The 23,785-nt window shown below is 28.7% G+C and carries 25 protein-coding genes; 12 read left to right on the top strand and 13 right to left on the bottom strand.

Annotation, left to right across the window (positions count from 1 at the left end):
- Positions 1-9: 9 nt before the first annotated feature.
- From CRV02_RS11160 to ribA, 3 genes are read right to left on the bottom strand one after another with little or no spacing between them, the layout of a single operon-like run.
- Positions 10-234, bottom strand: coding sequence for a PP0621 family protein (locus CRV02_RS11160; RefSeq protein WP_129090400.1), 225 nt, complete (start codon positions 232-234; stop codon positions 10-12).
- Complete coding sequence (gene rsmG / locus CRV02_RS11155; RefSeq protein ID WP_129090399.1) at positions 231-812, bottom strand: 16S rRNA (guanine(527)-N(7))-methyltransferase RsmG; 582 nt, start codon at positions 810-812, stop codon at positions 231-233. Before rsmG ends, CRV02_RS11160 begins: the two co-directional genes overlap by 4 nt.
- Positions 812-1,387: a GTP cyclohydrolase II gene (ribA, locus tag CRV02_RS11150; protein ID WP_129085006.1), complete on the bottom strand. Its 576-nt coding sequence runs from the start codon at positions 1,385-1,387 to the stop codon at positions 812-814. The genes rsmG and ribA overlap by 1 nt, the downstream gene beginning before the upstream one ends.
- A 59-nt stretch (positions 1,388-1,446) precedes the next feature.
- Here ribA and hemB point away from each other — a divergent pair, with 59 nt between their 5' ends.
- From hemB to CRV02_RS11135, 3 genes are read left to right on the top strand one after another with little or no spacing between them, the layout of a single operon-like run.
- A complete protein-coding gene (hemB, locus tag CRV02_RS11145; protein ID WP_129090398.1) occupies positions 1,447-2,421 on the top strand; it encodes a porphobilinogen synthase in 975 nt (324 codons plus the stop codon).
- Positions 2,422-2,425: 4 nt separating this feature from the next.
- On the top strand, positions 2,426-3,625 hold the full coding sequence (locus tag CRV02_RS11140; protein WP_129090397.1) for a PAS domain-containing sensor histidine kinase: 1,200 nt from the start codon (positions 2,426-2,428) through the stop codon (positions 3,623-3,625).
- Complete coding sequence (locus CRV02_RS11135) at positions 3,626-4,309, top strand: response regulator transcription factor (RefSeq protein WP_129090396.1); 684 nt, start codon at positions 3,626-3,628, stop codon at positions 4,307-4,309. It begins immediately after the preceding gene.
- Here CRV02_RS11135 and CRV02_RS11130 read toward each other — a convergent pair.
- Genes CRV02_RS11130 through CRV02_RS11120 form a run of 3 tightly spaced genes read right to left on the bottom strand, consistent with a single transcriptional unit; the run spans position 4,286 to position 7,188 of the window.
- Positions 4,286-4,957, bottom strand: a complete 672-nt coding sequence (locus CRV02_RS11130) for an anaerobic ribonucleoside-triphosphate reductase activating protein (RefSeq protein WP_258239292.1) — start codon at positions 4,955-4,957, stop codon at positions 4,286-4,288. The two genes, CRV02_RS11135 and CRV02_RS11130, sit on opposite strands and share 24 nt — an antisense overlap.
- Positions 4,938-5,096 carry an anaerobic ribonucleoside-triphosphate reductase gene (gene nrdD / locus CRV02_RS11125; RefSeq protein ID WP_129008778.1) on the bottom strand — a complete coding sequence of 53 codons (159 nt, stop codon included), beginning with the start codon at positions 5,094-5,096 and terminating at the stop codon, positions 4,938-4,940. The genes CRV02_RS11130 and nrdD overlap by 20 nt, the downstream gene beginning before the upstream one ends.
- Positions 5,077-7,188: a ribonucleoside triphosphate reductase gene (locus tag CRV02_RS11120; protein ID WP_129090394.1), complete on the bottom strand. Its 2,112-nt coding sequence runs from the start codon at positions 7,186-7,188 to the stop codon at positions 5,077-5,079. The genes nrdD and CRV02_RS11120 overlap by 20 nt, the downstream gene beginning before the upstream one ends.
- A gap of 240 nt (positions 7,189-7,428) precedes the next feature.
- Here CRV02_RS11120 and CRV02_RS11115 point away from each other — a divergent pair, with 240 nt between their 5' ends.
- The 6 genes from CRV02_RS11115 (at position 7,429) to lgt (ending at position 13,710) form a co-directional block, all read left to right on the top strand.
- Positions 7,429-8,583: a 5-(carboxyamino)imidazole ribonucleotide synthase gene (locus CRV02_RS11115; protein ID WP_258239061.1), complete on the top strand. Its 1,155-nt coding sequence runs from the start codon at positions 7,429-7,431 to the stop codon at positions 8,581-8,583.
- A complete protein-coding gene (gene purE / locus CRV02_RS11110; RefSeq protein ID WP_129085013.1) occupies positions 8,580-9,122 on the top strand; it encodes a 5-(carboxyamino)imidazole ribonucleotide mutase in 543 nt (180 codons plus the stop codon). Before CRV02_RS11115 ends, purE begins: the two co-directional genes overlap by 4 nt.
- Before the next feature lie 66 nt (positions 9,123-9,188).
- Complete coding sequence (gene argF, locus CRV02_RS11105; RefSeq protein WP_129090393.1) at positions 9,189-10,121, top strand: ornithine carbamoyltransferase; 933 nt, start codon at positions 9,189-9,191, stop codon at positions 10,119-10,121.
- On the top strand, positions 10,121-11,488 hold the full coding sequence (gene hemN, locus CRV02_RS11100) for an oxygen-independent coproporphyrinogen III oxidase (RefSeq protein WP_129085119.1): 1,368 nt from the start codon (positions 10,121-10,123) through the stop codon (positions 11,486-11,488). The genes argF and hemN overlap by 1 nt, the downstream gene beginning before the upstream one ends.
- Before the next feature lie 108 nt (positions 11,489-11,596).
- A complete protein-coding gene (locus CRV02_RS11095; RefSeq protein WP_129085015.1) occupies positions 11,597-12,892 on the top strand; it encodes a (Fe-S)-binding protein in 1,296 nt (431 codons plus the stop codon).
- Positions 12,892-13,710, top strand: a complete 819-nt coding sequence (lgt, locus tag CRV02_RS11090) for a prolipoprotein diacylglyceryl transferase (RefSeq protein WP_129090392.1) — start codon at positions 12,892-12,894, stop codon at positions 13,708-13,710. The genes CRV02_RS11095 and lgt overlap by 1 nt, the downstream gene beginning before the upstream one ends.
- Here the strand turns inward: lgt and CRV02_RS11085 are convergent.
- From CRV02_RS11085 to polA, 5 genes are all read right to left on the bottom strand, one after another.
- Positions 13,703-14,989 carry a hybrid sensor histidine kinase/response regulator gene (locus CRV02_RS11085; RefSeq protein ID WP_129090391.1) on the bottom strand — a complete coding sequence of 429 codons (1,287 nt, stop codon included), beginning with the start codon at positions 14,987-14,989 and terminating at the stop codon, positions 13,703-13,705. The two genes, lgt and CRV02_RS11085, sit on opposite strands and share 8 nt — an antisense overlap.
- Positions 14,967-15,227: a DUF2116 family Zn-ribbon domain-containing protein gene (locus CRV02_RS11080; RefSeq protein ID WP_114839111.1), complete on the bottom strand. Its 261-nt coding sequence runs from the start codon at positions 15,225-15,227 to the stop codon at positions 14,967-14,969. The genes CRV02_RS11085 and CRV02_RS11080 overlap by 23 nt, the downstream gene beginning before the upstream one ends.
- The gene (locus CRV02_RS11075) at positions 15,227-15,430 is read right to left on the bottom strand and encodes a hypothetical protein (RefSeq protein WP_129090390.1); all 204 of its coding nucleotides are present in this window, start codon (positions 15,428-15,430) and stop codon (positions 15,227-15,229) included. Before CRV02_RS11075 ends, CRV02_RS11080 begins: the two co-directional genes overlap by 1 nt.
- 19 nt (positions 15,431-15,449) lie before the next feature.
- The gene (locus CRV02_RS11070; protein WP_129090389.1) at positions 15,450-16,148 is read right to left on the bottom strand and encodes a response regulator transcription factor; all 699 of its coding nucleotides are present in this window, start codon (positions 16,146-16,148) and stop codon (positions 15,450-15,452) included.
- Positions 16,149-16,252: 104 nt separating this feature from the next.
- Positions 16,253-18,955 (bottom strand): DNA polymerase I, encoded by a 2,703-nt coding sequence (gene polA / locus CRV02_RS11065; RefSeq protein WP_129090388.1) that lies wholly within the window; start codon positions 18,953-18,955, stop codon positions 16,253-16,255.
- 101 nt (positions 18,956-19,056) lie between these two features.
- Between polA and CRV02_RS11060 the strand changes: the two genes are divergently transcribed.
- The 3 genes from CRV02_RS11060 to CRV02_RS11050 are packed head-to-tail and all read left to right on the top strand — an operon-like array spanning position 19,057 to position 22,655.
- On the top strand, positions 19,057-20,559 hold the full coding sequence (locus CRV02_RS11060) for a PAS domain S-box protein (RefSeq protein ID WP_129090387.1): 1,503 nt from the start codon (positions 19,057-19,059) through the stop codon (positions 20,557-20,559).
- Positions 20,556-21,281, top strand: a complete 726-nt coding sequence (kdsB, locus tag CRV02_RS11055; protein WP_129090386.1) for a 3-deoxy-manno-octulosonate cytidylyltransferase — start codon at positions 20,556-20,558, stop codon at positions 21,279-21,281. The genes CRV02_RS11060 and kdsB overlap by 4 nt, the downstream gene beginning before the upstream one ends.
- 57 nt (positions 21,282-21,338) lie before the next feature.
- Positions 21,339-22,655: a diguanylate cyclase gene (locus tag CRV02_RS11050; RefSeq protein WP_129090385.1), complete on the top strand. Its 1,317-nt coding sequence runs from the start codon at positions 21,339-21,341 to the stop codon at positions 22,653-22,655.
- On the opposite strand, the gene lptB is transcribed toward CRV02_RS11050, so the two are convergent.
- Together lptB and tsaE are read right to left on the bottom strand one after the other, a co-directional pair.
- Entirely contained in the window at positions 22,652-23,374 is a 723-nt protein-coding gene (gene lptB / locus CRV02_RS11045) for an LPS export ABC transporter ATP-binding protein (protein ID WP_129085024.1), read from the bottom strand. The genes CRV02_RS11050 and lptB overlap by 4 nt on opposite strands.
- Positions 23,367-23,777: a tRNA (adenosine(37)-N6)-threonylcarbamoyltransferase complex ATPase subunit type 1 TsaE gene (gene tsaE, locus CRV02_RS11040; RefSeq protein WP_258239291.1), complete on the bottom strand. Its 411-nt coding sequence runs from the start codon at positions 23,775-23,777 to the stop codon at positions 23,367-23,369. The genes lptB and tsaE overlap by 8 nt, the downstream gene beginning before the upstream one ends.
- Between the last annotated feature and the right edge of the window lie 8 nt (positions 23,778-23,785).

Below are 23,785 nucleotides of genomic sequence, written 5' to 3'. Positions count from 1 at the left end.
TTTTATCTCCTATTTATTTAATAAACACTCTTTTGAGCAAAAAAATCTTCCATTGCTTAAAATAGCTTCTTTTTTTGAAACATAAGTACTACAAGTTGGACATTCAACCATTATATCTTCTATTTTTTCTTTTGGTTTTTTGTCTTTATTTACTTCTTTTTCTCTATCTTTTTTGAATAACACAATATAAATCAAAAAAAGTACTACTGCAGCAGCTAAAATCTTTAAAATCATACATTACCTTTTAAATATAAATAGTTTCTATCTTTTCTGCTTTGAATGATACAATCTTTTAGTTTAGCTTCTTCAATTTCACTTTCTAGTAAAGAACCTTTATAAAATAAAAACTTTGTATCTTTTGTAGAGATTTCTGAAGTGATATCTAAAAGAAGTTTTGTATTAGTAACTGCTCTTGAAGTAACTAAATCTACTTTTAAGCCCTCTACTTCTTCAACTCTTTTGCAAAGAACTTCTACATTTTTTAGACCTAAACTATTTTTTACAAAATTTAAAAAAGCAACTCTTTTTTGTCTTGGTTCTATTAAATAACACTTTTTATCTGCTCTTGCCATTGCTAAAATAAGTCCAGGATAACCTGCACCTGTTCCAATATCTGCAAAGCTTTCATAATCATCTATAAAACCTAAAGGTGTTATTGAGTCAATAATATTTTCCTCAATATCTTCTTTTGTAAGTCTTCCACTTAAATTGTGAACTTTACCCCACTTTTGAAGTAATGAAATAAAAGTTCCACATCTATTAAAAAACTCTTTCTCTATTTTTAGTTTTTCTAAATCAATAGCTTGAAGCATTAAAACATATGTCCCATTTTTTCTTTTTTTGTATTTACATAATGTTCATTATGCACATTAGTCTTAGTAATAGCAGGTATTCTTTCTACTATCTCAACACCTAAAGACTCAACATAAGAAAGCTTTTTAGGATTGTTTGTGATAAGTTTTATCTTCTTTAAATTTAAATCTTTAAAGATTTCATCAACAACAGAGTAGTCTCTATCATCTTCTCCAAATCCAAGCTCTAAGTTAGCTTCAATAGTATTTCTTCCTTGGTCTTGTAAGGCATAGGCATTTACTTTATTTAATAAACCTATGTTTCTTCCTTCTTGTCTGTGATAAATAACTAAACCACCCTCTTTTGAAATAAATTTAAGAGATAAATCAAGTTGATTTTGGCAATCACACTTTAAACTTCCTAGTGTATCACCAGTTAAACATTCAGAGTGAATTCTTACATATGGAGATTCTAAATTTTCAAAATTTTCACTCATAATTGCTAAATGTTCTTGATTATTTTGTTTATATGCTCTTATTTTAAACTTTCCGTATTTTGTAGGTAGGTTAGCAATATTTGATTTTTCTATATTCATATCTTTTTAAACCTTAAACTGTTAAAATAGCGAGATTATAGCTAATAAAGGTAAATATTATGTTTAAAAGATTCAGAAGATTAAGAATTAATGAAACTCTAAGAAATCTAGTACAAGAAACAACTCTTACAGCAAATGATTTTATATATCCACTATTTGTAAGAGAAGGTGAAAACATCAAAACTGAAGTACAATCTATGCCAGGTGTATTTCAAATGAGTATTGATGAAATTTTAAAAGAGTGTGAATACATTAGAACTATTGGATTAAATTCAATTATTTTATTTGCAATTCCTGATGTAAAAGACTCAGTTGGTAGTGAATGTTTATGTGATGAAAGTATTATCGCAAGAACAATTAAAGCTATTAAAGCAAAATTCCCAGATATGTTTATAGTTACAGATCTTTGTTTCTGCGAATATACAGACCATGGACATTGTGGAATTTTAGATCCTAAAACGGGAACAGTTGATAATGATAAAACATTAGAAATCTCAGCACAACAAGCCATTGTTCATGCAAAAGCTGGTGTTGATATGATTGCACCTTCAGGGATGATGGATGGAATTATTGAGTGTTTAAGAACAGCTCTTGATAAAAATGGATATGAAGACCTTCCAATCATGGCTTACTCTACTAAGTTTGCAAGTGCTTATTATGGACCATTTAGAGATGTTGCTGAGTCAACTCCTTCATTTGGAGATAGAAGAACTTATCAAATGAACCCAGCAAATAGACTTGAAGCAATTGAAGAGTCTTTAGAAGATGAGAAACAAGGTGCTGATATCTTAATGGTTAAACCAGCATTATCTTTTATGGACGTAATTAGAGATATTAGAAATAACTCAAATCTTCCAATTTGTGCATATAATGTAAGTGGTGAGTATGCTATGCTTAAACATGCAGGAGCAGCTGGACTTATTGATTATGAAAGAATTATGCTTGAAACATTAACTAGTTTTAAAAGAGCTGGAGCTGATTTAATTATTACATATCATGCAAAAGAGGCTTGTGAACTTTTAAATAAAAACTAATATTATGAGTCAAACTTACCAAGAGGCAATAGAAAATTCAAACATTGTATCAAAAACAGATATCAATGGAATAATCACTTTTGTAAACGAAGAGTTTTGTAAAATCTCTGGCTTTTCAAAAGAGGAGCTTCTTGGAAGTAATCACAATATAGTAAGACATCCTGATGTTCCAAAGGAGAATTTTACTCTTCTTTGGAATACTATTCTTTCTAAAAAACCTTATAAAACTACAGTTAAAAATCTATGTAAAGATGGTTCAACTGTTTATCTTAATACTACGATTACACCTATTTTAGATGATAATGAAAACATCAAAGAGTTCATTGCTATTAGATATGATGTTACACAAGAAGTAGAACTAAAAAAACATTTAGAACAAAAAGATAAAGAGTTAAATCTTCTAAATAAAACCCTAGAAGAAAAAGTTAAAGAACAAACTGCAAAACTACTAGAGCTAAATCAGACATTAGAACATAGGGTAGCAAAAGAGATTGAAAAAAATGAAGAGAAACAAAAACTTCTATTTTGGCAATCAAGAATGGCAAGTTTAGGGCAAATGCTAGCTAATATTGCCCATCAATGGAGACAACCATTAACAGAGCTTACATTAACTCTATTTAACGTAAAAAAAGCTGTTAAAAAAGAGAATACTAAAGAAATAGATGCTTACTACAAAGAGTCCTTAGAGATAATAAACAATATGTCTAAAACAATTGATGATTTTTCTAACTTTTTTAACCCCAATAAAGATAAAGAAGAGTTTTGTTTAAAATCTTCCATTGAAGAAGCATTGGCAATAACAAAAAAGATGTTAGAAAAAAACAGTATAAAAATAGAAACTCATTTAGAAAAAATAGATATTTTTGGAGTTTCCAATGAACTTTCTCAAATTATTATAAATCTTCTTCAAAACTCCACTGATGCTTTTAAAGATAAAGAAAGAAAAAAGAAAATATCTATTAAAAGCTTTATAGATAAAAGTTATGCAATTATTGAGTTTAAAGATAATGCAGGTGGAATAGAAGAGAAAACATTAGATAAAGTATTTGAACCATACTTTACTACAAAGCATCAATCAAATGGAACAGGATTAGGACTTTTTATGTCAAAAATGATTATTGAAAAGAGTCTAAATGGTAAAATTACTTTAGAAAACTATAATGATGGAATAAATATAACTATAAAACTTCCTTTGGAGAAATAAGTGCAAGAAAATATATTAAAAGATTTAAAAGTTTTATGTGTAGAAGATGAAGAGAATATTTCAAAACTATTAAAAAGTGCCATTTCTGAATACTTTTACTCTTATACTATTGCTAAAGATGGAGTAGAAGGTCTAGAAAAGTTTAAAAAGCTAAGTCCAGATATTGTTATTACAGATATTATGATGCCTAATCTTGATGGTTTAGATATGACTAAGCAAATAAAACAGATAAATGAAGATACTCCTATTATAGTTTTAAGTGCCTTTTCTGAGAAAGAGAAGCTTTTAAAAGCCATAGATGTAGGTATTTCTAAGTATTTTATTAAACCCTTTGACCCTGAAGAGTTATTAGAGTATCTAGTTAAGATTGCAAAAAAGATAAACAAACAAAGAGTTATTTGTCTAAATAGATACTTCACTTTTGATGTAAACAGTAAAAATTTATTTGAAAATGATGTTTTAATCAAGTTAAGCAAAAGAGAAAAAGAGTTTATCTCTTTACTTATAAAAAACTCTAAAGAGTTTGTATCAACAGATATGATGAAAAGCATACTTTGGGAAGAAGATGAGGTTTCTGATGAAAGAGTTAGAACATTTGTTAAAAGATTAAGACAAAAGACGAATAAAGAGCTTATTTTAAATATTTCTGGACAAGGATATTTAATTTCTAAAACTGATATCTAAGGTTTTATCTAACTTAGAACAATCAAATCTTGTACTACTTTGTTCTAAATTTGCAAAATTCTCTTCTTCTAAAAAATTTTGTATATAAAATGTCTTTTTGTAACCATTTTCACTTAATACTTTTTGCATTTCATTTATATCTTTTTCATCTAATAAATCTCTATGTAAAGTTGTTCTTACTTCATAATTTATTGAAGAGTTTGTAAGAAGTTTTAAGGAAGAAATAAATCTTTCATACAAAGAACTTTTAGTAATATCTTTAAACTTTTCCTTTGTACTTTTAAAATCTAAAGAGACAAAATCTAACAAATTTCTTTTTAAAAGTGTCTCTAAAAGTTTTGGATTTGAACCATTTGTATCTAGCTTTATTTTAAATCCAAACTCTTTTATTTCTTTGCAAATAGGTAGTAAATTATGAATAGTAGCTTCCCCTCCACTTAACACAACAGCATCAAGAAGCCCTACTCTTTTTTTCAAAAAACTGTATAAGTCTTCTAAGATATATTGTCCACTTTTAGCACTAACAATATTGCAGTTATAACAATACTGACATTGCATATTGCAGTGAATAAACCAGACAATACACGAAAGATGGTCTTTATAGTCAATTGTAGTAAAAGGTGTAATACTATAAATGATCTTTTTCAAGAAACTTAACCCTTTGTTTATGCTCACCTTTTTTACCAATATTGAAACTTTCAACTGGTCTATGGTAACCCATAACCCTAGTATACACTATACATTTTGTACGCTTTTCTTGTAGTTTTTTAAGCTCTAAGCTCTGCATTTTTTAACTCCTCATCTAAGATTTCTTGGTCGCATTTTGGACAATATTCATACTCCCCATTTATATATCCATGTTTAGGACAAATAGAAAAAACAGGAGTAATTGTAATATACGGTAAAGTATAATTTGATATAACATTTTGAACTAACTTTCGACAAGCTTCACTACTTGAAAGTTTCTCTTTCATATACAAGTGTAAAACTGTTCCACCTGTATATTTTCCTTGTAAATCATCTTGTAAATCTAAAGCTTCAAAAACATCTTCTGTATAATCAACAGGAAGTTGAGAAGAGTTAGTATAATAAATATTTTTATCAAAACCTGCTTGTAAAATATTTTTATATCTTTTCTTATCTTCTTTTGCAAATCTATATGTTGTTCCTTCAGCAGGTGTTGCTTCAAGGTTATATAAATTTCCTGTTTCTTCTTGGTACTGAACCATCTTTTCTCTCATGAAATCTAAAATCTCATGGGCAAAAACAATTCCATCATTATGGGCTATATCAAACTCCTTTTGAGAAAAGTTTAATATCATCTCATTTATACCATTTACTCCAATAGTAGAAAAGTGATTATTGAAGTTTGGAAGATACCTTTTAGTATAAGGGAATAGCCCTCTTTCATACATCTCATTTACAAAAACTCTTTTCTTCTCTAAAGTTGATTTTGCTAAATCCATCAGCTCTTCAAGCTTTTCAAGAAGCTTTTCTTTGTCTCCTTGATACAAATACCCTAGTCTTGCCATATTTATTGTAACTACACCAATACTTCCTGTCATCTCTGCACTTCCAAAAAGACCACCACCTCTTTTTAAAAGTTCTCTTAAGTCTAATTGCAATCTACAACACATAGACCTAACATGACCTGGTTTATAAGCCTTGTCATTTGGTACTAGGTTTCCTTGTTCATCCTTAGTATATTGGCTTCCTATAAAGTTTTGAAAGTATGAACTTCCTATTTTTGCTGTATTTTCAAATAATAAATCAGTATTTTCTCCATGCCAATCAAAATCTTCTGTGATATTTACTGTAGGAATTGGGAAAGTAAAAGGTTGTCCTGTTTTATCACCTTCTGTCATAACTTCATAATAAGCTTTATTTATCATATCCATCTGTTTTTGGAAAGCTTTATATGTCATTTCAGTTAAAGACTCAAAGCCTTTATTTTTTGCTCTTTGAAGTAACTCCTCATCTTCTATACCTTCAAAAAGGTGATGTTGATTTTTAGTTGGAATTTGATCTTTTAAATCCTCTGGTACAGTCCAATCAATAGTTACGTTTGTAAAAGGGCTTTGTCCCCAACGTGCTGGAACATTAAGATTATAAATAAAGCTTCTAATATTTTTCTTTACATCCTCAAAAGATAGTTTGTCTTTAAAAACATAAGGAGCTAAATAAGTATCAAAAGAAGAGAAAGCTTGAGCTCCTGCCCATTCACTCTGTAAAATCCCTAAAAAGTTTGCCATTTGTCCTAAAGCTTCTCTAAAATGATTAGGAGCAGTACTTTCAACTCTTCCTCTTACTCCATTAAAACCTTCATCAAGTAACACCCTTAAGCTCCAGCCTGCACAATATCCACTTAAACAATCTAAATCATGGATATGATAGTCAGCATTTCTATGGGCATAACCTTCTTCTTTTGAGTATACTTTATCAAGCCAATAATTTGCTATAACTTTTCCTGCAGTATTGTTTATAAGCCCTGCATGAGAATACCCTGTATTAGAGTTTGCTTTAATTCTCCAATCACTTCCATTTATGTACTCTTCAATTGTTTGTGTAGAATTTATATATGTAGTATCTTCTTCTAATCCTAAGACTTGTTCTCTTTGTAGTTTATGCAAGTGTCTGTAAAGCATAAAGGATTTCATTACATCAAAGTATCTAGCTTTAAATAGTTCATTTTCAATAATATCTTGGATATCTTCAACTGCAACTACTCTTTTTTGCTCAATAACAGCTAATACATTAAAATAAACAGATGAGTCAAAAGTTGTATGTGCACTTTTAAAAGATTTTTTTATTGCATCTTTAATTTTATAGGAATGAAAATCTTCATAATTTCCATCTCTTTTTAATATTTTATTTACCATTTTTTTACCTTTCACGATAGCAATATTAAAGCTTTCGTACTTAAAAAATAATAATTAAAAATGTCACAAAAAAGTCACTGATTAGACTATATAATCGTGTTTTACAAATAAATAACTAATTCAAATCTTTTTCATTTTATAAAAAGCAATTTTTAGATATAATATTTGCCTTTTAAGAAAACAAAAAGTTATGAAAAGTGTTTAATTTACTTACACAAAAAATTAATGGAGAAAAGATTAATGGATAAAAACTTTAACTATTCTAGTTTAAAGCTTGGAATTATTGGTGGTGGACAATTAGGTAAGATTATGTCTCAAAAAGCTAAAAAAATGGGATTTCACGTAACTATTTTAGACCCAACATTTAACTGTCCTGCAGCTCAAGTTTCAGATAAACATATCATGGGTGGGTTCTATGATAAAGAAAAGCTAGAACAATTAGTTCAAGAAAGTGATGTTACAACTTTTGAATTAGAACATGTAGATACTTCTATTTTAAAAGAGTTATATGATAATGGTCACAATATTCATCCTTCTCCATATGTAATGGAATTAATTCAAAATAAATATGAGCAGAAAAAACTTTTAGATGAAAAAGGTATTCCAGTACCTGCATACAAAGATGTAAAATCAAAAGAAGATTTAGGTGCATTTGGTTTCCCAGTTGTACAAAAAGCAAAACTTGGTGGATATGATGGACAAGGTGTTCAAGTATTAAAGTCTCAAGAAGATGCTGATACAAAAGCACTTCAAACAGAATCTTTTATTGAAGAGATGGTTGATATTGATAAAGAGCTTGCAGTTATTGTTGCTAGAAACATTGAAGGTGAGATGAAATGTTACCCAGTAGTTGAAATGCTTTTTGATGAAAGAGTAAACATCTGTGACTCAGTAATGGCTCCTGCAAGAATTTCTAAAGAGATTGAAGAGAAGTCTTTAGAGATTTGTAAAAAATCAATTGAAGCTTTAGATGGTGTTGGTATTTTTGGGGTTGAGTTATTCTTAACAAAATCTGGAGAAATTCAAGTAAATGAAATCGCACCAAGACCACATAACTCAGGACACTATACAGTAGAAGCATGTGCAACATCACAGTTTGAACAAATCATCAGAGCTGTTACAAACTTACCATTAGGTTCTACAAAACTTATTTCTCCTGCTGTTATGGTTAACTTATTAGGAGAGCAAGGTTACGAAGGTGAACCATTTATTGATGGAATTCATGATGCACTTGAAATTCCTGAACTATCTTTCCACTTTTATGGAAAGTCATTTACAAAACCATTTAGAAAAATGGGACATATCACAGTTTTAGATGATGATATTAATGTAGCATTAGAAAAAGCTAACAAAGCAAAAGATATTTTAAAAATTAAAGGGAGCAAAAAAGTATGAGCCAATCAGTAAATAAGCCATTAGTAGGAATTATTATGGGGTCTGACTCTGACTTACCAGTTATGAGTGCAGCAGCTGATATGTGTGAAAAATTTGGTATTGAGTATGAAGTAACAATTGTTTCAGCACATAGAACACCAGAGAGATTAGTTAAATATGCAACTAAAGCAGAAAAAAGAGGACTAAGAGTTATTATTGCAGGAGCTGGTGGAGCAGCACACTTACCAGGTATGGTTGCATCAATGACTGCACTTCCAGTTGTAGGGGTTCCAGTTAAAGGTTCAAACTTAGAAGGTATGGACTCACTTTTATCAATTGTTCAAATGCCAGGTGGAGTTCCAGTTGCAACTGTTGCAGTAAATGGAGCTAAAAATGCAGGTATTTTAGCTGCACAAATGATTGGTGTAAAATCAAAAGAAGTTAGAAAAAAAGTATCTGAATATAAAAAAGAGATGCTTGATGAGGTTAACGCAAAAATTGAAAAGCTTGAAGATATTAAATACAAAAAATACTTAGAGCAAATGCCAAAGAAAAAATAAAACAATATAAGTTAAAGTAAAGGCACTTAATATATAATTTGTGCTTTTATTACAAAGGGGTACCCGATGAGACATTTTTTAACATTAAAAGATTATTCAAAAGAAGAAATATTAGAAATTTTAGAATTAGCACATAAAATAAAAAAAGAGACTAAAAAAGGTGTATTTAAAGACTATATGCCAAAAAATACTCTAGGAATGATTTTTGAAAAATCAAGTACTAGAACAAGAGTTAGTTTCGAAGTTGGTATTTATCAACTAGGTGGTGTAGGACTATTCTTATCATCAAATGACATTCAATTAGGACGAGGTGAGCCTATGAGTGATACATCAAGGGTTGTATCTAGTATGGTTGATATGGTTATGATTAGAACTTTTGCACAATCAAAAATAGAAGAGTTTGCTAAATATTCTAAAGTTCCTGTTATAAATGGACTTACAACTGAGTATCACCCAGTACAACTTATGGCTGATTATATGACTATCCAAGAAGCAGGATTAGATAAAGATTTAGTTGTTGCTTATATTGGAGATGGAAATAACCTTGCTCACTCTTGGTTAATGTTAGCTTCTAAACTTGGATTTGAGCTTAGAATTGCTACACCAAAAGGCTATGAAGTAGATGAAAACATTTTAAATGATGCTTTAGAGTTTGCAAAAGAATCAGGAGCAAAAATCTCTGTTGGAAATGACCCTAAAGAGGCTTGTAAAGATGCTACAGTTATTACAACTGATACTTGGGTTTCTATGGGACAAGAAGAAGAGAAAGAGCAAAGACTAAAAGATTTTGATGGATATATTGTAGATGATGCTATGATGAAACTAGGTAGCAAAAATGCAAAATTCTTACACTGTTTACCTGCTTATAGAGGTTATGAAGTAAGTGAAGATGTTATTGAAGGTCAAGATAGTTTAGTTTTTGAAGAAGCAGAAAATAGATTACACGCACAAAAAGGTGTAATGGTTTGGCTTCACAACTTAAGAAAAAAAGAACAATAATGATTGATTTTAAAAAATTTGAAAAATATTCAAGACCAGGACCTAGATATACTTCATATCCTACGGCTCCTGAGTTTTCTGAAAGCTTTGCACAAGAAGATTTAAAAGAGTATTTTAAAAACCAAGATAGTAATAGAAACTTATCTTTATATGTACATTTACCTTTTTGTAGATCTGCCTGTTATTTTTGTGGATGTAATGTTATTTTTACATCTAAAGAGGATAAAAAAGTAAGATATTTAGAGTATTTACAAAAAGAGTTAAATATTTTAAAACAGCATCTAAATACTTCTAGAGAAGTAACTCAAATGCACTTTGGAGGAGGAACTCCAACATTCTTCTCACCTGAACAATTAGAAGAAGTAATCTCTATGATTAAAGAGGTTTTCCCTAACTTTAGTTCTGATGCTGAAATTTCTTGTGAAGTAGACCCTAGATATTTTACAAAAGAACATATGGATGTACTTAAAGCTGGTGGTTTTAATAGACTTTCATTTGGTGTACAAGATTTAAATGAAGAGGTTCAAAAAACTATTCATAGAATCCAACCATATGAAACTACTCAAAATGTGATGAATATTGCTAGAGAAGCTGGAATTAAATCTATAAATATTGATTTAATCTATGGTCTTCCTCACCAAAACAAAAAAACATTCCATGAAACTATTGAAAAGGTTATAAAGTTAAATCCTGATAGATTAGCAGTATTTAACTATGCTCATGTTCCATGGCTTATGAAGACAATGAGAAAGTTTGATGAATCAACTTTTGCTCCACCATCAGAGAAATTAGAGATTTTAAAAGATACTATTGAGTTCTTTACTACTAATGGTTATAAAATGGTTGGAATGGATCACTTTGCAAAACCAGAAGATGAACTATTTAAAGCTATTGAAAAAGGTGAACTACATAGAAACTTCCAAGGTTATACAACTAAAGGTGGTGCTGATTTAATAGGAATTGGTGTTACTTCTATTGGAAACGGTGTTGATTATTATGCTCAAAACTTCAAAGACTTAAAACAGTATGAAGCTGCAATAGATAATGGTGATTTACCAATTTTCAAAGGTTATAAATTAAGTGATGATGATATTTTAAGACAATATGTAATTATGGAACTTATGAGTAACTTCTCTTTAAATATTAAAAGAGTTGAAGAAAACTTCAAAATAGACTTTAATGAATATTTTGATGATGCAATTGAAGCTTTAAATGAGTTTGTTGAAGCTGAACTTGTAGAAATTACAGAAGATAAAATTCAAGTATCGCAAACAGGAACGATGCTTATTAGAAATATTTGTATGCCATTTGATGCATATTTAAATAAAATTCCTGAAAATAAAAGAAGATTTTCTAAGACAATTTAGTCTTAGAAATTCTTCAAATTATTCACTAACTCTTAACACTTTTTATAGTATAATCCCCACAATTTAATAAATATAATATATTTTAAACTAATAACTAAGGTTATAAAAGTGGCTATGGAAAAATTTGATTACACTGCTATTTCAGACGATTGTGTGAAGTGTGGTAAATGTAAACCTGTATGTACTATTTTTAATATTAACCAAGATGAAGCAACATCACCAAGAGGTTTTATTGATTTATTAGGTGCATATAAAAGAGATGAATTAGAACTTGATAAAAATGCAAAAGACATTTTTGAGTCATGTTTCTTATGTACGAACTGTGTTGAAGTTTGTCCAAATGACTTACCAACTGATATGATTATTGAACAAGTTAGAAGTGATATTGCTCAAAAATATGGAATAGCTTGGTATAAAAGACTATTCTTCTTCCTTTTAAGACATAGAAAAACTATGGACTTTTTATCAAAACTTGGATGGATGTTCCAAACATGTGCTTTAAAAATAAATGAAAAGAAAAAGTCAGCACTTCCTAGATTTTCTTTACCTATTGTAAAAAAAGATAGAGCTTTACCTTATGCTGACTCTAAATCATTTTTAAATAAGTATCCAGAGACTATCTTTGCAAAACATAAAAAACAAGTAGAAGAGAAGAAAAATAAAGTTGCTATTTTTATTGGTTGTATGAGTAACTACACATATACAAAAACTGGTGATTCTTTAGTAAAAATTCTTAAAAAACTAGAACTTGATATTTTTATTCCTAAAAAACAATTATGCTGTGGTGCACCTGCATACTTTACAGGAGCATTTGATACAGTTGATTTCTTAGTAAAACATAATATTGAGTATTTTGAGTCTTGGATTGATGATGTTGATGCTATTATTATTCCTGAAGCTACATGTTCTGCTATGATAAACCAAGATTGGGAACATTATTTACATGACCAACCTGAATGGAAAGAAAGAGCAGCTAAAATATCTAAAAAAGTATTTATGGCTACAAAATGGCTTGAGAATAATACTGAATTAAAAGATATCTTAGCTAAGTCTGATAAGAAAATGGATGAGTTAGTTACTTACCATGATCCATGTCATGCTAAAAAGATGCAAGGTGTATGGCAAGAACCAAGAAATCTGTTAAAACAAAACTATAATCTACAAGAGATGAGTGATTCTAATAGATGTTGTGGATTTGGTGGAGTTACTATGCAAACTGAAAAATATGACTTTGCAAAAGCAGCAGGACTTCCAAAAGCAGCAATGATTAAAGATACGAAAGCACAAATTGTAAGTGCTGAATGTTCTGCCTGTAGAATGCAAATAACAAATTCTTTACATCAAGCTGATGTTGATGTTGAGTTTAAAAACCCAATTGAACTTATAGCAGAAGCTTTAGACTAATGGATTTTTGGCAAAATATATATTCTCATTTTGACCCTGTTGCAGTAAGTTTAGGTTCTATTGATGTACATTGGTATGGGATTATGTATGCCCTTGCCCTACTTTCTGCAATCTTTGTAGCAAAATGGCTTATTAAAAAAGATAAACTACCTATTTCATCAGACCTTTTTGACTCATATATTTGGTGGGTTGAAATAGGAGTTATCTTAGGTGCTAGATTAGGATATATTATATTTTATGACCCTAATTCTATGTATTATTTAACTCATCCGTGGCAAATATTTAATCCTTTTATAAATGGAGAGTTTACTGGTATTTCGGGAATGAGTTACCATGGAGCCTTTATTGGATTCTTAATTGCTTCAATTCTTTTTTGTAGAAAAAACAAAGTATCTTTTTGGTTCTTAGCTGATATTGCTGTACTTGGTATTAGTGCAGGATATGTATTTGGAAGAATTGGAAACTTCTTTAATCAAGAGTTAGTAGGAAGAGTTACTGATGTTTCTTGGGCTATTAATGTAAATGGTGTATTAAGACACCCTTCTCAGCTTTATGAAGCAGTATTAGAAGGTTTATTAATCTTTGCTATTCTTTACTACTTTAGAAATAAAAAAAGCTTTGATGGTCAATTAGCTATCATGTACGGAGTTTTATACTCTATTGCAAGAATTATTGCAGAAATTTTTAGACAACCAGATGTTCAATTAGGATTTATTTATAGTGACTGGTTGACAATGGGAATGCTAATCTCAGGTATTTTTGCAGTTTTAAGTTTAAGTGTTTTACTTGTAATAAATAAAAAAAGAAAGACTACCTAACGGTAATCTTTCCATATTGTTTCTCATAAGCCTCAATTAAATCTTCTAAATCAGCAATCTTTTTTCTATATTCATCAATATAACTTTGTAAAGTTATAATTGCCTCTTGAGATTTTTCAATTTTTTCTGTAATTAGAGCATTTTTCTTTTTAAAACTATTGTATTTTTCTAAAGAGATAACAGCTGTTTTATGAAGCTTTTCCACTTTTTCTTGATATGCTTTTTGCATACTGTCTAGTTTATCATTAGATTCTTTATATTTTCTCTCTAAAGATAGGATTCTACCTTTATCATCACTATGTTTTTCTCTAAGGCTTTTAATTTGCTCATTAAGACCTTGAATAAACTTAGCCATCTTCTCATCAGTTTCCATTTTTGCAGCATGTACAGCATCTTGAAACTCTTCTTGTAACTGTTTTTCATGTTTTACTTTTTGAGATTTTTGATGCATAATATATTTTTTAAGTTTATGTCTCTCTTCTTCTTGTTCAGTAATTAAAAATCTACTTCCAACGTATTTTTCAATATTACCTTCATTATCCAATATAGGGAAAACTGTAGCCTGTACATAATAAGTACTGCCATCTTTTGCTTTATTTTTAATTTTACCCTTCCATGTCTCTTTATTTTGGATTGTTTCCCAAAGCTCTTTATAAACTTCTTTTGAGATATCAGGGTGTCTAACTATATTGTGTGGTTTACCTATAAGTTCTTCTCTTGTATATCCAGAAACCTCACAGAAAATATCATTTGCATAAGTTATGATACCTTTTAAATCTGTTTCAGAAACTAGGTTTTCTTTATCTAAGATATCTTTATAGATGACAAGCTCATTTCTTTGTTTTTCTACAACTTTTTTATTTGCAAGATCATCTAATATTTTATACATTATTCTAAGTGTAGTATTTAGTTGCATTGGTTTTACAATATAGTCTGTGATTTTTAATTTGATAGTCTTTATTAATTGATTAATATCGTTAAATATTGTAAAAACAAGAACTGGTATCTCTGGGTCTTCTTTTCTCACATGAGATAAAAACTCTATTCCATCAAGATTAGGCATATCAATATCAGTTATGATTAAATCAATTTCAGATTTATGAGTATGGAAGAGGTCCAACCCTTCCTTACCATCACTGCCTACTAAAACTTTTTTAAAAACCTTTTCAAAAGTTGATAAAGTATCTTTTCTTATTTCTTCATCTGGTTCTAAAAATAATAGCGTTGATTCATTTAAAATAGTATCAGAAAACTGACTAATTTGACTCGATATATCCATATTCTATTGCCAGTTCTTCAATTTTCTTTTGCAATAGATCAATTCTCCAACCATGTCTATTTCCAAAGTTTTCAATCTCTACTTCTCTTTGTTCAGGAGTACAAAAAACAAAAATTCTTTTTAAAAATGGTTTTGGTACCTGTATTGCAATTAATTGAAAATAGTTCTCTTTACAGCTTCTTGAACAGAAAGCCTTACTCATAGCAATCTTTTTACCACAGTATGGACAATGTGACATTAGTATCTTCTCCCCTCTTCTTTAGGTATTATTTTATAAAATTTAGCATTGGTTACGTCTTGTAAATATTTTGGTTCAACATCATGTAAAGCAACTATTTCAATCTCTTTACCATCCATCAACCAAGCCTTATCTGTATCAATAATAACTTCGTCTTCAAATAATTGAACTAATTCACTTTTTGATAATATTTGTTCTTCCATATTTTACTTCATTAAAAATTTATTCTTTAAATTCTAATGTATAACCTTTATTAGAATGGTTTCTAACAATTTCATAATAAGTTTTTTGTCTAATTTTATTTACAATATTTCTCATTGTATAAATAGACATATTTTTACCTTTCCAAACAACTTCTTTAATTGTATCATAATCTACAACTTCACCTCTTTTAGAGATAAGAAGTTTCATGAAACCTTTTTCTAATCTAGTGAAGTCAACTAAACTTCCACCTGATTTAAAGAATTGGTCTCTATATTCATCAAAGTAAATTCCATTATTGAACTCTACTTTGTCACCTCTTTTTGTTTGGTTTAAACACATGATAACAGAAAGTTTAATATCTTCTGGCCTTAAAGGTTTTGTTAAAAAAGTATATGCACTATTATTTACTGCTGTTACAATATCTTCATTACTTCCTCTGTCAGAAATAACTATTTTTGGTAAAGTAGGAGCAACCTTAGTAATTCCAGAACATGCATCATCAAAATCTTTTGCTTCAACATTTGTATCAATAATAGCCATATCAAAATTTTGACTTTTAAGCAATTCGATTGCTTCCGCAGAACTTTTTACCAACACTAATTCTTTAAAGTACTCATCAAATTCAGCTTCAATACTATTTTGCACTTCATTATCACTACTTATTACTAGTAATTTGGCATTATATAATTTTCTTATATTTTTTAAAGTTTTAAGCATAATATCACTCTTTACTAAATAATTTTTTTACATTTTATCTAAAATATTTCAAATTGTCAAAGAAAAATTATTAAAAAATAAATTTATTATACACTATTTGAATACTATTTTAACTCTTGCCATGTATTACCAATAGTTTTTGATACTTTTAGTGGTATCTTTAACTCATGAATGTTCTCCATTATTTCTACTAACTTATTCGTTATTTTCTCAACCTCTGATTCTTTCACTTCAAAAATAAGTTCATCATGGATTTGTAGTAACATTTTTATATCTTCGTTATTTTTAAACTCTTCATATATTTTAAGCATCGAAAGTTTGATTAGATCTGCAGCACTTCCTTGGAAAAGTGTATTTACTGATTCTCTTAAATATGCTGCTCTCATCATTGCATTTGCAGAGTCAAAATCAAAAAGTCTTCTTCTTTTTAATAGTGTTTCAACATAACCCTCTTCTAAAGCACCCTCTTCAACTGATTTAAAATAGTCTTTTACACTAACAAAGGCTTTAAAATATGATTCAATATACTTCTTTGCTTCTTTAGTTGATATTCCTAAAGTATCAGCAAGTTTTCTACTTCCCATTCCGTATAAAAGTCCAAAGTTAATTGATTTTGCAATTGACCTTTTCTCTTTAGCTTCCTCTTCACCAAAAATTTTAACTGCTGTTTGGTGGTGAATATCTTTATCATCATTAAATGCAGATACTAAAGCTTCATCTTCACTAAAATGTGCAAGTAGTCTTAACTCTATTTGAGAGTAATCAATTCCCACTAACTTATATCCATCTTTGGGAATAAAAACACTTCTAATCTCTGCTCCAGCTGGTGTTCTAACTGGAATATTTTGTAGATTTGGATTTTTAGAACTTAATCTTCCTGTTGCTGTTCCTGTTTGTAAAAATGATGTATAAATTCTATTTTCATCATCTTTTAAAGCTAACTCTAAAAGTGGCTCAATATATGTTGATTGTAGTTTAAATGCTTCTCTATACTCTAAAATTAAAGGAATAACAGCATGCTCTTCATATAGTTTTTGTAATACAACTTCATTTGTGCTATAACCACTTTTTGTCTTTTTTGAAGGAGGAAGGCCTAAAGTATCAAAAAGTACTTCACCAAGCTGTTTTGGTGAATTTATATTAAACTCAACACCAGCTGTTTCATAAATTTTTGATTTTAGCTCTATTATGTGAGCATTACTCTTTTCTTTTAGTTCTTCAAGTTTTTTAACATCAAGTTTGATACCATTTTCTTCCATATTTGCAAGAACATAAATAAAGTCAAACTCTTTTTCATGGGCTAATTCAACTAAATGCTCAATTTGCTTCTCTTTAAACTCATCAAGTAGTTTAAAATATATATTTCTAGTAAATACAGCATCTTCTGCTGCATATTTACAAGCTTCATTAATGTCTACATTTGAAAAGTTTTCTCCTCTTTTTACGATACTTTTAAAGCTAATCATTTCATGGTCAAAATATTTTTGCGCAAGTGCATCAAGACCAATTTTTGAACTTGTATCTAAAAGCCAAGCTAAAATCATAGTATCAGCATAAAGGTTTAATTCTACTCCTAATTGATTTTTTACTATTGCAAAATCATATTTGAAGTTTTGTAATACAAGTTTTCTTTTATTTAAAATCTCAATTGCTTGTTTTGAAACTTCCTTTGATACTTGGTTAGGAACACCTAAATAATAGTGTCCTACTGGAACGTAATAACCTTTTCCTTCTTCAAAAGAGAAAGAGAATCCCACTAAAGAAGCATTTCTTACATCTAAGTCAGTTGTTTCTGTATCAAAAGCAACAATAGCAATCTCTGGAATTGATGAAACTACTTCTAACAGTTTTTTCTCATCATTTAATAAAATATACTCTGTTTTTAGTTCTTGCTTTACTTCAACAGGTTTTTCTTCATATCCTTTTGGAATAGAAGTTTTATAACTTAAGCCATCTTTTTCAACTTTAGAAATAATTCTATTTAAATCATATTCAATTAAAGTATCTGCTATTTTTAAAATAGGATTCTCTTGAGGTAAAACATATTTTTCAATATCTTCAATAGCATGACACTCTGTATAAAGTGTTACAAGCTTTTTTGATACGTAAGCTAAGTCTTTTCCTTCTGTTAATAGATTTTTCCATCTTGTTTTTTCAATGTTTTCAAGGTTTTCATAAATATTGTCTAAGTTATCAAACTGCTTAATTAAAGCTTCTGCTGTTTTAGCTCCAACACCTTTTACTCCAGGAACATTATCGGCACTATCCCCTAATAAAGATTGATAGTCTGTAAATTGTGCTGGTGTTACACCATATTTATCAAAACATTTTTCTGCATCTACTACTGATTTTTTTATTGGGTCAAATAAGTAAACATTTTCGTCAATTAATTGATATAAATCTTTATCATGGGAAACAACTCTTACTTCAAGATTTTTCTCTTTTGCATCTTTTGCAATAGAAGCAATAACATCATCGGCTTCATAACCATCTTCCATAGCAGTTTGAAAGCCCATTTGTTCAATCCACTCAATTGCAATAGGAAGTTGTTTTAATAAGTCTTCTGGAACATCTGGTCTATGAGATTTATACTCTTCGTATATCTCTTTTCTAAAAGTATCTCCTTTTGCATCAAGGGCAAATACTAAATAGTCTGTTTGGAAATCTCTTCCTATATTTGATATAAAGTTCATAAAACCTGTTAAAAGACCTGTTGGAAAACCACTTTTTGATTTTAAAGGTGGTAATGCATAATAAGCTCTAAATAAAAATCCAAATGTATCAATTACTGTGATTGTTTTTTTCATAAAATGTTTCTCTCAAAATTATATTTTTTAAATAAAGTTCTCTTGTTTAAAGATTTTATATTATAATAAAAAGAACTGAAACTAAGGTTTATTTACGGATAATGAAAGAGATAGAAAAACTTCAAAGAAATAATCAAGAATTACAAGAGATTATAAATAACTCTTGGGATGGTATCGGAATTATAGACTATGATACACACTTAGTCTATTTAAATAATGCCTTTATTCCTATGCTTGGATTTGATAAAAATGAACTAAAAAATAGACCCTTTATTGACCTAATGGAAGAGGAATATAAAAAGCCTTTTTTAAAGCTTTTAAAAAAAGAGTTTAAAGAAAATAAGTACAAAGCTGAAATTGATATTGCTTGCTTAAGAAAAGACAAACAAAAAATATTTTTAAAAGTAACTATCTCTTCTATGTTAAATAGAGACCTTTTTGTAATAAATACAAAAGATATTACAAGTAGTATCTCTGATGAACAAATTGTTGATGATTTCGTACTTTCAATGCATACTGATTTACATGGACATATTACAAAAGTTAGTAAGGCTTTCTTGGAATTTTTCTCTTTTGAAAAAGATGCTTTAATAGGAGAACATTATAGTAAAATAATCCATGAAGACATAGATCCTATTGTTTTTAAAAATATTAATAAATCACTACTTACTTATCAAGAATATAGTGGAAAAATCAAGGGTAAAAATAGTTTAAATGAAGCTATCTGGTTAAATATAAAAGCAAAAGCAATATTCAATAAATATGGGGATATTACAGGGTATACTTATCTTTTATTTGATATTACAAATGAGGTTACATCAAAAGATGAGATTTCAATATTAAATAAACAAGTAGAAACCTCTAAAAAAGAGATTGATATAAAAAACAATCTACTTAAAGAACAATCTAAACTATCAATTATGAATGAAACACTGCAAAGATTGTCTCATGAATGGAGACAGCCGTTAAATTTCATTTCAATACAAGCACAAAAGCTAGAACTTGAATACTCTATGGGCAATGAACCATCAACGGATGATACACTAAATGTACTTGATAATATTAAAGAAGAAGCAAATAATCTATCAAATACAATAGAGAAGTTTTCTGAGTTTTTAAAACCAAGTAGTAAAAAAACACAAATAGAGCTTCAAAGCTTTTTTGATAAAATCAATGATTCACTTAAAGAAGAACTAAAAGACTCTAAAGTCCAACTAAGTATTAAGGTAAATAATAAGCTATCGTTTTTATCTTATGAAGAAGATTTCAAAACACTATTTTTAAATATTTTAAAAAACTCAATTGAAAACTTTGAGAAAAATAGTATAAGTAATAGAAAAGTTGATATTATTCAAAGTTTTGAAAATGGAAGATTATATTTTAATATTACTGATAATGCAGGTGGAATAGAAACTTCAATTTTAAATAAAATATTTGAACCATATTTTTCAACAAAGACTGAAAGAAATGGTGTTGGCTTGGGGTTATATGTATGTAAAATGATTGTAAACTTACATTTAGATGGTATAATTACAGCCACAAGTGAAAATAAAAATACAATAATAAAAATTTCAATACCCATAGAAGAGGATTTAATTAAATGATTATAATACCAGCAAGACTAAATTCAAGTAGATTTGAAAACAAAATATTAGTAGATATTTTAGGCTTACCAATGGTTATAAGAACTGCAAAACAAGTTAGTTCATTAGATAAAGTAGTAATTGCAACAGATTCACAAGAAGTTATTGATTTAGCAAAAGAACATGGTTTTGATGCTGTTATGACATCAAGTGAGCACAAAAGTGGTACAGATAGAATAAATGAAGCTGTAAATAAACTAAATTTAGCAGAAGATGAAATAGTTGTAAATGTACAAGCTGATGAACCTTTTATAGAAGAAGATGTTATAAAAACAGTTATTAATAGAGTAGAAAAAGTAAGAGAAAATGATGAAGATATTATGATAACATCATGCTATAAAAAAATATCTTCTGAGTTAGCAGATGACCCAAATCATGTAAAAGTAGTTTTAAATGAAACTAAAAATGCTATTTACTTTTCAAGAGCTAAAGTTCCATACCATAGAGACCACTATGAAAACTCTCAATACTATGGACATTTAGGTATTTATGGATTCACTAAAAAATCTTTAAACAAATTTTGTAGCCTAAACCCTTCTACTTTAGAAAATATAGAGAAACTAGAACAATTAAGAGCCATTGATAATGGTCATAAAATAGCAATGGTTGAAGTTGAGTCAAAATCTTTTGGTATTGATACTCAAGAAGACCTAGAAAATGCACTTAAAATCTTTGATAAGTAAAACTTGCTATAATGTAACACAATTATATAAATTTTATTAAATTTAAAGGCACTATTTATGAATAAAGAAATTTTAAAAGATATTAATGTTTTATATGTTGAAGATGAAGATGATGTAAGAGAGTTTACAAGTAAAACAATTAGTACTATAGTAAATAGTGTAGAAACTGCTAGAAATGGTAAAGAAGGTCTTGAAAAGTTTCAGGATAATAAAGAGATTAATCTAATTTTGACAGATATTAATATGCCTAAAATGGGTGGTTTAGAGATGTGTGCTGAAATTAGAAAAATCGATAATGAAGTTCCTATTGTAATAACAAGTGCCCATAGTGATCCAGATTTTCTTAAAAAAGCAATTGATGTAAAAGTAAGTGCTTATGCTATGAAACCAATAGATTTATATCATTTAATTGAAAGTATGATTAAAGCTGTTGAGCCAATCTTTTTAAGAAAGAAACTTGAATATATAAACTTAACTTTAGAGAATAAAGTAGAAGAAGCAGTAAAACAGACTAAATCTATCCTTGATGCACAGGATAACATGGTTATTTTAACAGATTTAGCAAATCCAATTGATGCAAATAAAAAGTTCTTTGAATATTTCCAAGTAAGTAATCTAGAAGAGTTTTTAGTTAAACATAATTCTATTTTAGATGTATTTAAAAGAGACAATAACCTTTTAAACAAAGATATCTTTGAAGACTCAAAAAACTGGATAAGTAAACTTTCTGAGTTAAATGAAATAGATAGAACAATAAAAATTGAAAACAAAGATGGTGAAGATAGAGTTTTTACTATCAATATAGATGATTATGAGCAAAAAGGGGAACACTATGTTATCTCTTTTACTGATATTACTGAATTAAAAGAGAAATCAAATCTTTTAGAATATCAAGCAAACCATGACCAACTTACAGGTCTATTTAATAGACAAAAATTTAATGAAATCTTTAAAAAAGAGATAAAAAGAGAAAAGAGATATAACAATAATTTATCTCTAATTATTTTTGATATTGATAACTTTAAAAACTTCAATGATGACTTTGGTCATAATGTTGGAGATGAAGTTTTAAAAATCATTTCAAAAGTTCTTTTAGAAAATATTAGAGAGCATGATTCAGTTGCTAGATGGGGTGGAGAAGAGTTTTTAGTACTACTGCCTCAAACAGATGAATTAGGTGCAAAAAATGTTGCTGAAAAAATTAGAAAAGCAATAGAAAGCTATAAAAGAGATGATATTCCAAGACAAATAACTGCTAGTTTTGGTGTAACAAGATTTAAAGAAGATGACAATGAAACTTCTGTTCTAAAAAAAGCAGATGATGCTTTATATAAAGCTAAAAAAGAAGGTAAAAACAGAGTTGAAGTTTTTTAAAAACTAAAACTCTCTCCTAGATAGTGTTCTCTTACACTACCATCACTTTTAATATCCTCAGCTTTACCAGAAGCTAATAAAGACCCATTTTTCATAACATAAGCTCTATGACAGATTTGTAGAGTTTCTCTTACATTGTGGTCTGTTATTAAAATACCAATACCAAATTTAGTAAGCTCATTGATAATCTCTTGAATATCTTTTACAGCAATAGGGTCAACCCCTGCAAAAGGTTCATCAAGAAGTAAAAACTTTGGTTTTGATACTAAAGCTCTAGCAATCTCTGTTCTTCTTCTCTCCCCACCAGATAAAGAGATACCTTTTCTTTGTCTAATTGGTTCAATATTAAATACTTCAAGTAAATCTTCTACTCTTTTTCTTTGTTCATCTTTATCTTTTGTGATAATTTCAGCTGCAAGTAAAAGGTTATCTTCAACACTTAAATCTTTAAAAATAGATGATTCTTGTGGTAAGTACCCTATTCCTTTTAATGCTCTTTTGTGTAAAGGCAGTTTCGTAATCTCTTCATCATCAAAAAATACTTTTCCACTAGTTGGTGCAACTAATCCACAAACCGTATAAAAAGTAGTAGTTTTTCCAGCACCATTTGGTCCAAGTAAACCTACGATTTCACCGGCATTTACTTCTAGTGAGATTCCATGTAATATTTGTGTTTTTTTAATACTCTTTTTAATATCTTCAATTCTTAATTTACTCATTTATAATATATTGCCTTTTATCATCTTCTTTTTTTATATTTAATACTAGTACTTCAAAGCCATATGATTTTAATAGTTCTTCTAAACGTTCATCACCCCACTCTACAAAGTGAATTCCAGCTTTTTCAAACTCTTCTAATAAGCCTAAAGAGATGAAATCTTCTAAACTTTTATTATAAACATCATAATGAAAAACTTTGTCTGAATAAATAGATTGTAAAGAAAAGGTTGGTGAAGTTACTTCATCATCTAAACCTAAATCTTTTACAAAATGTTTTACAAAGGTAGTTTTACCACTTGCTAAGTCTCCCCTTAAAATAACAACGCAGTCATTACTCTTTTTTGAAGTTAAAGAAGAGACTTTTTTTACTATTTTATCAATTTCATCTAAAGCTAAAATCAATATTCTAC

It is taken from the genome of Arcobacter sp. CECT 8989, from assembly GCF_004116715.1.
Taxonomy (GTDB): Bacteria; Campylobacterota; Campylobacteria; order Campylobacterales; family Arcobacteraceae; genus Halarcobacter.
The sequence above is the reverse complement of the archived record's forward strand: the minus strand, read 5'-3'. Positions and strand labels throughout refer to the sequence as shown.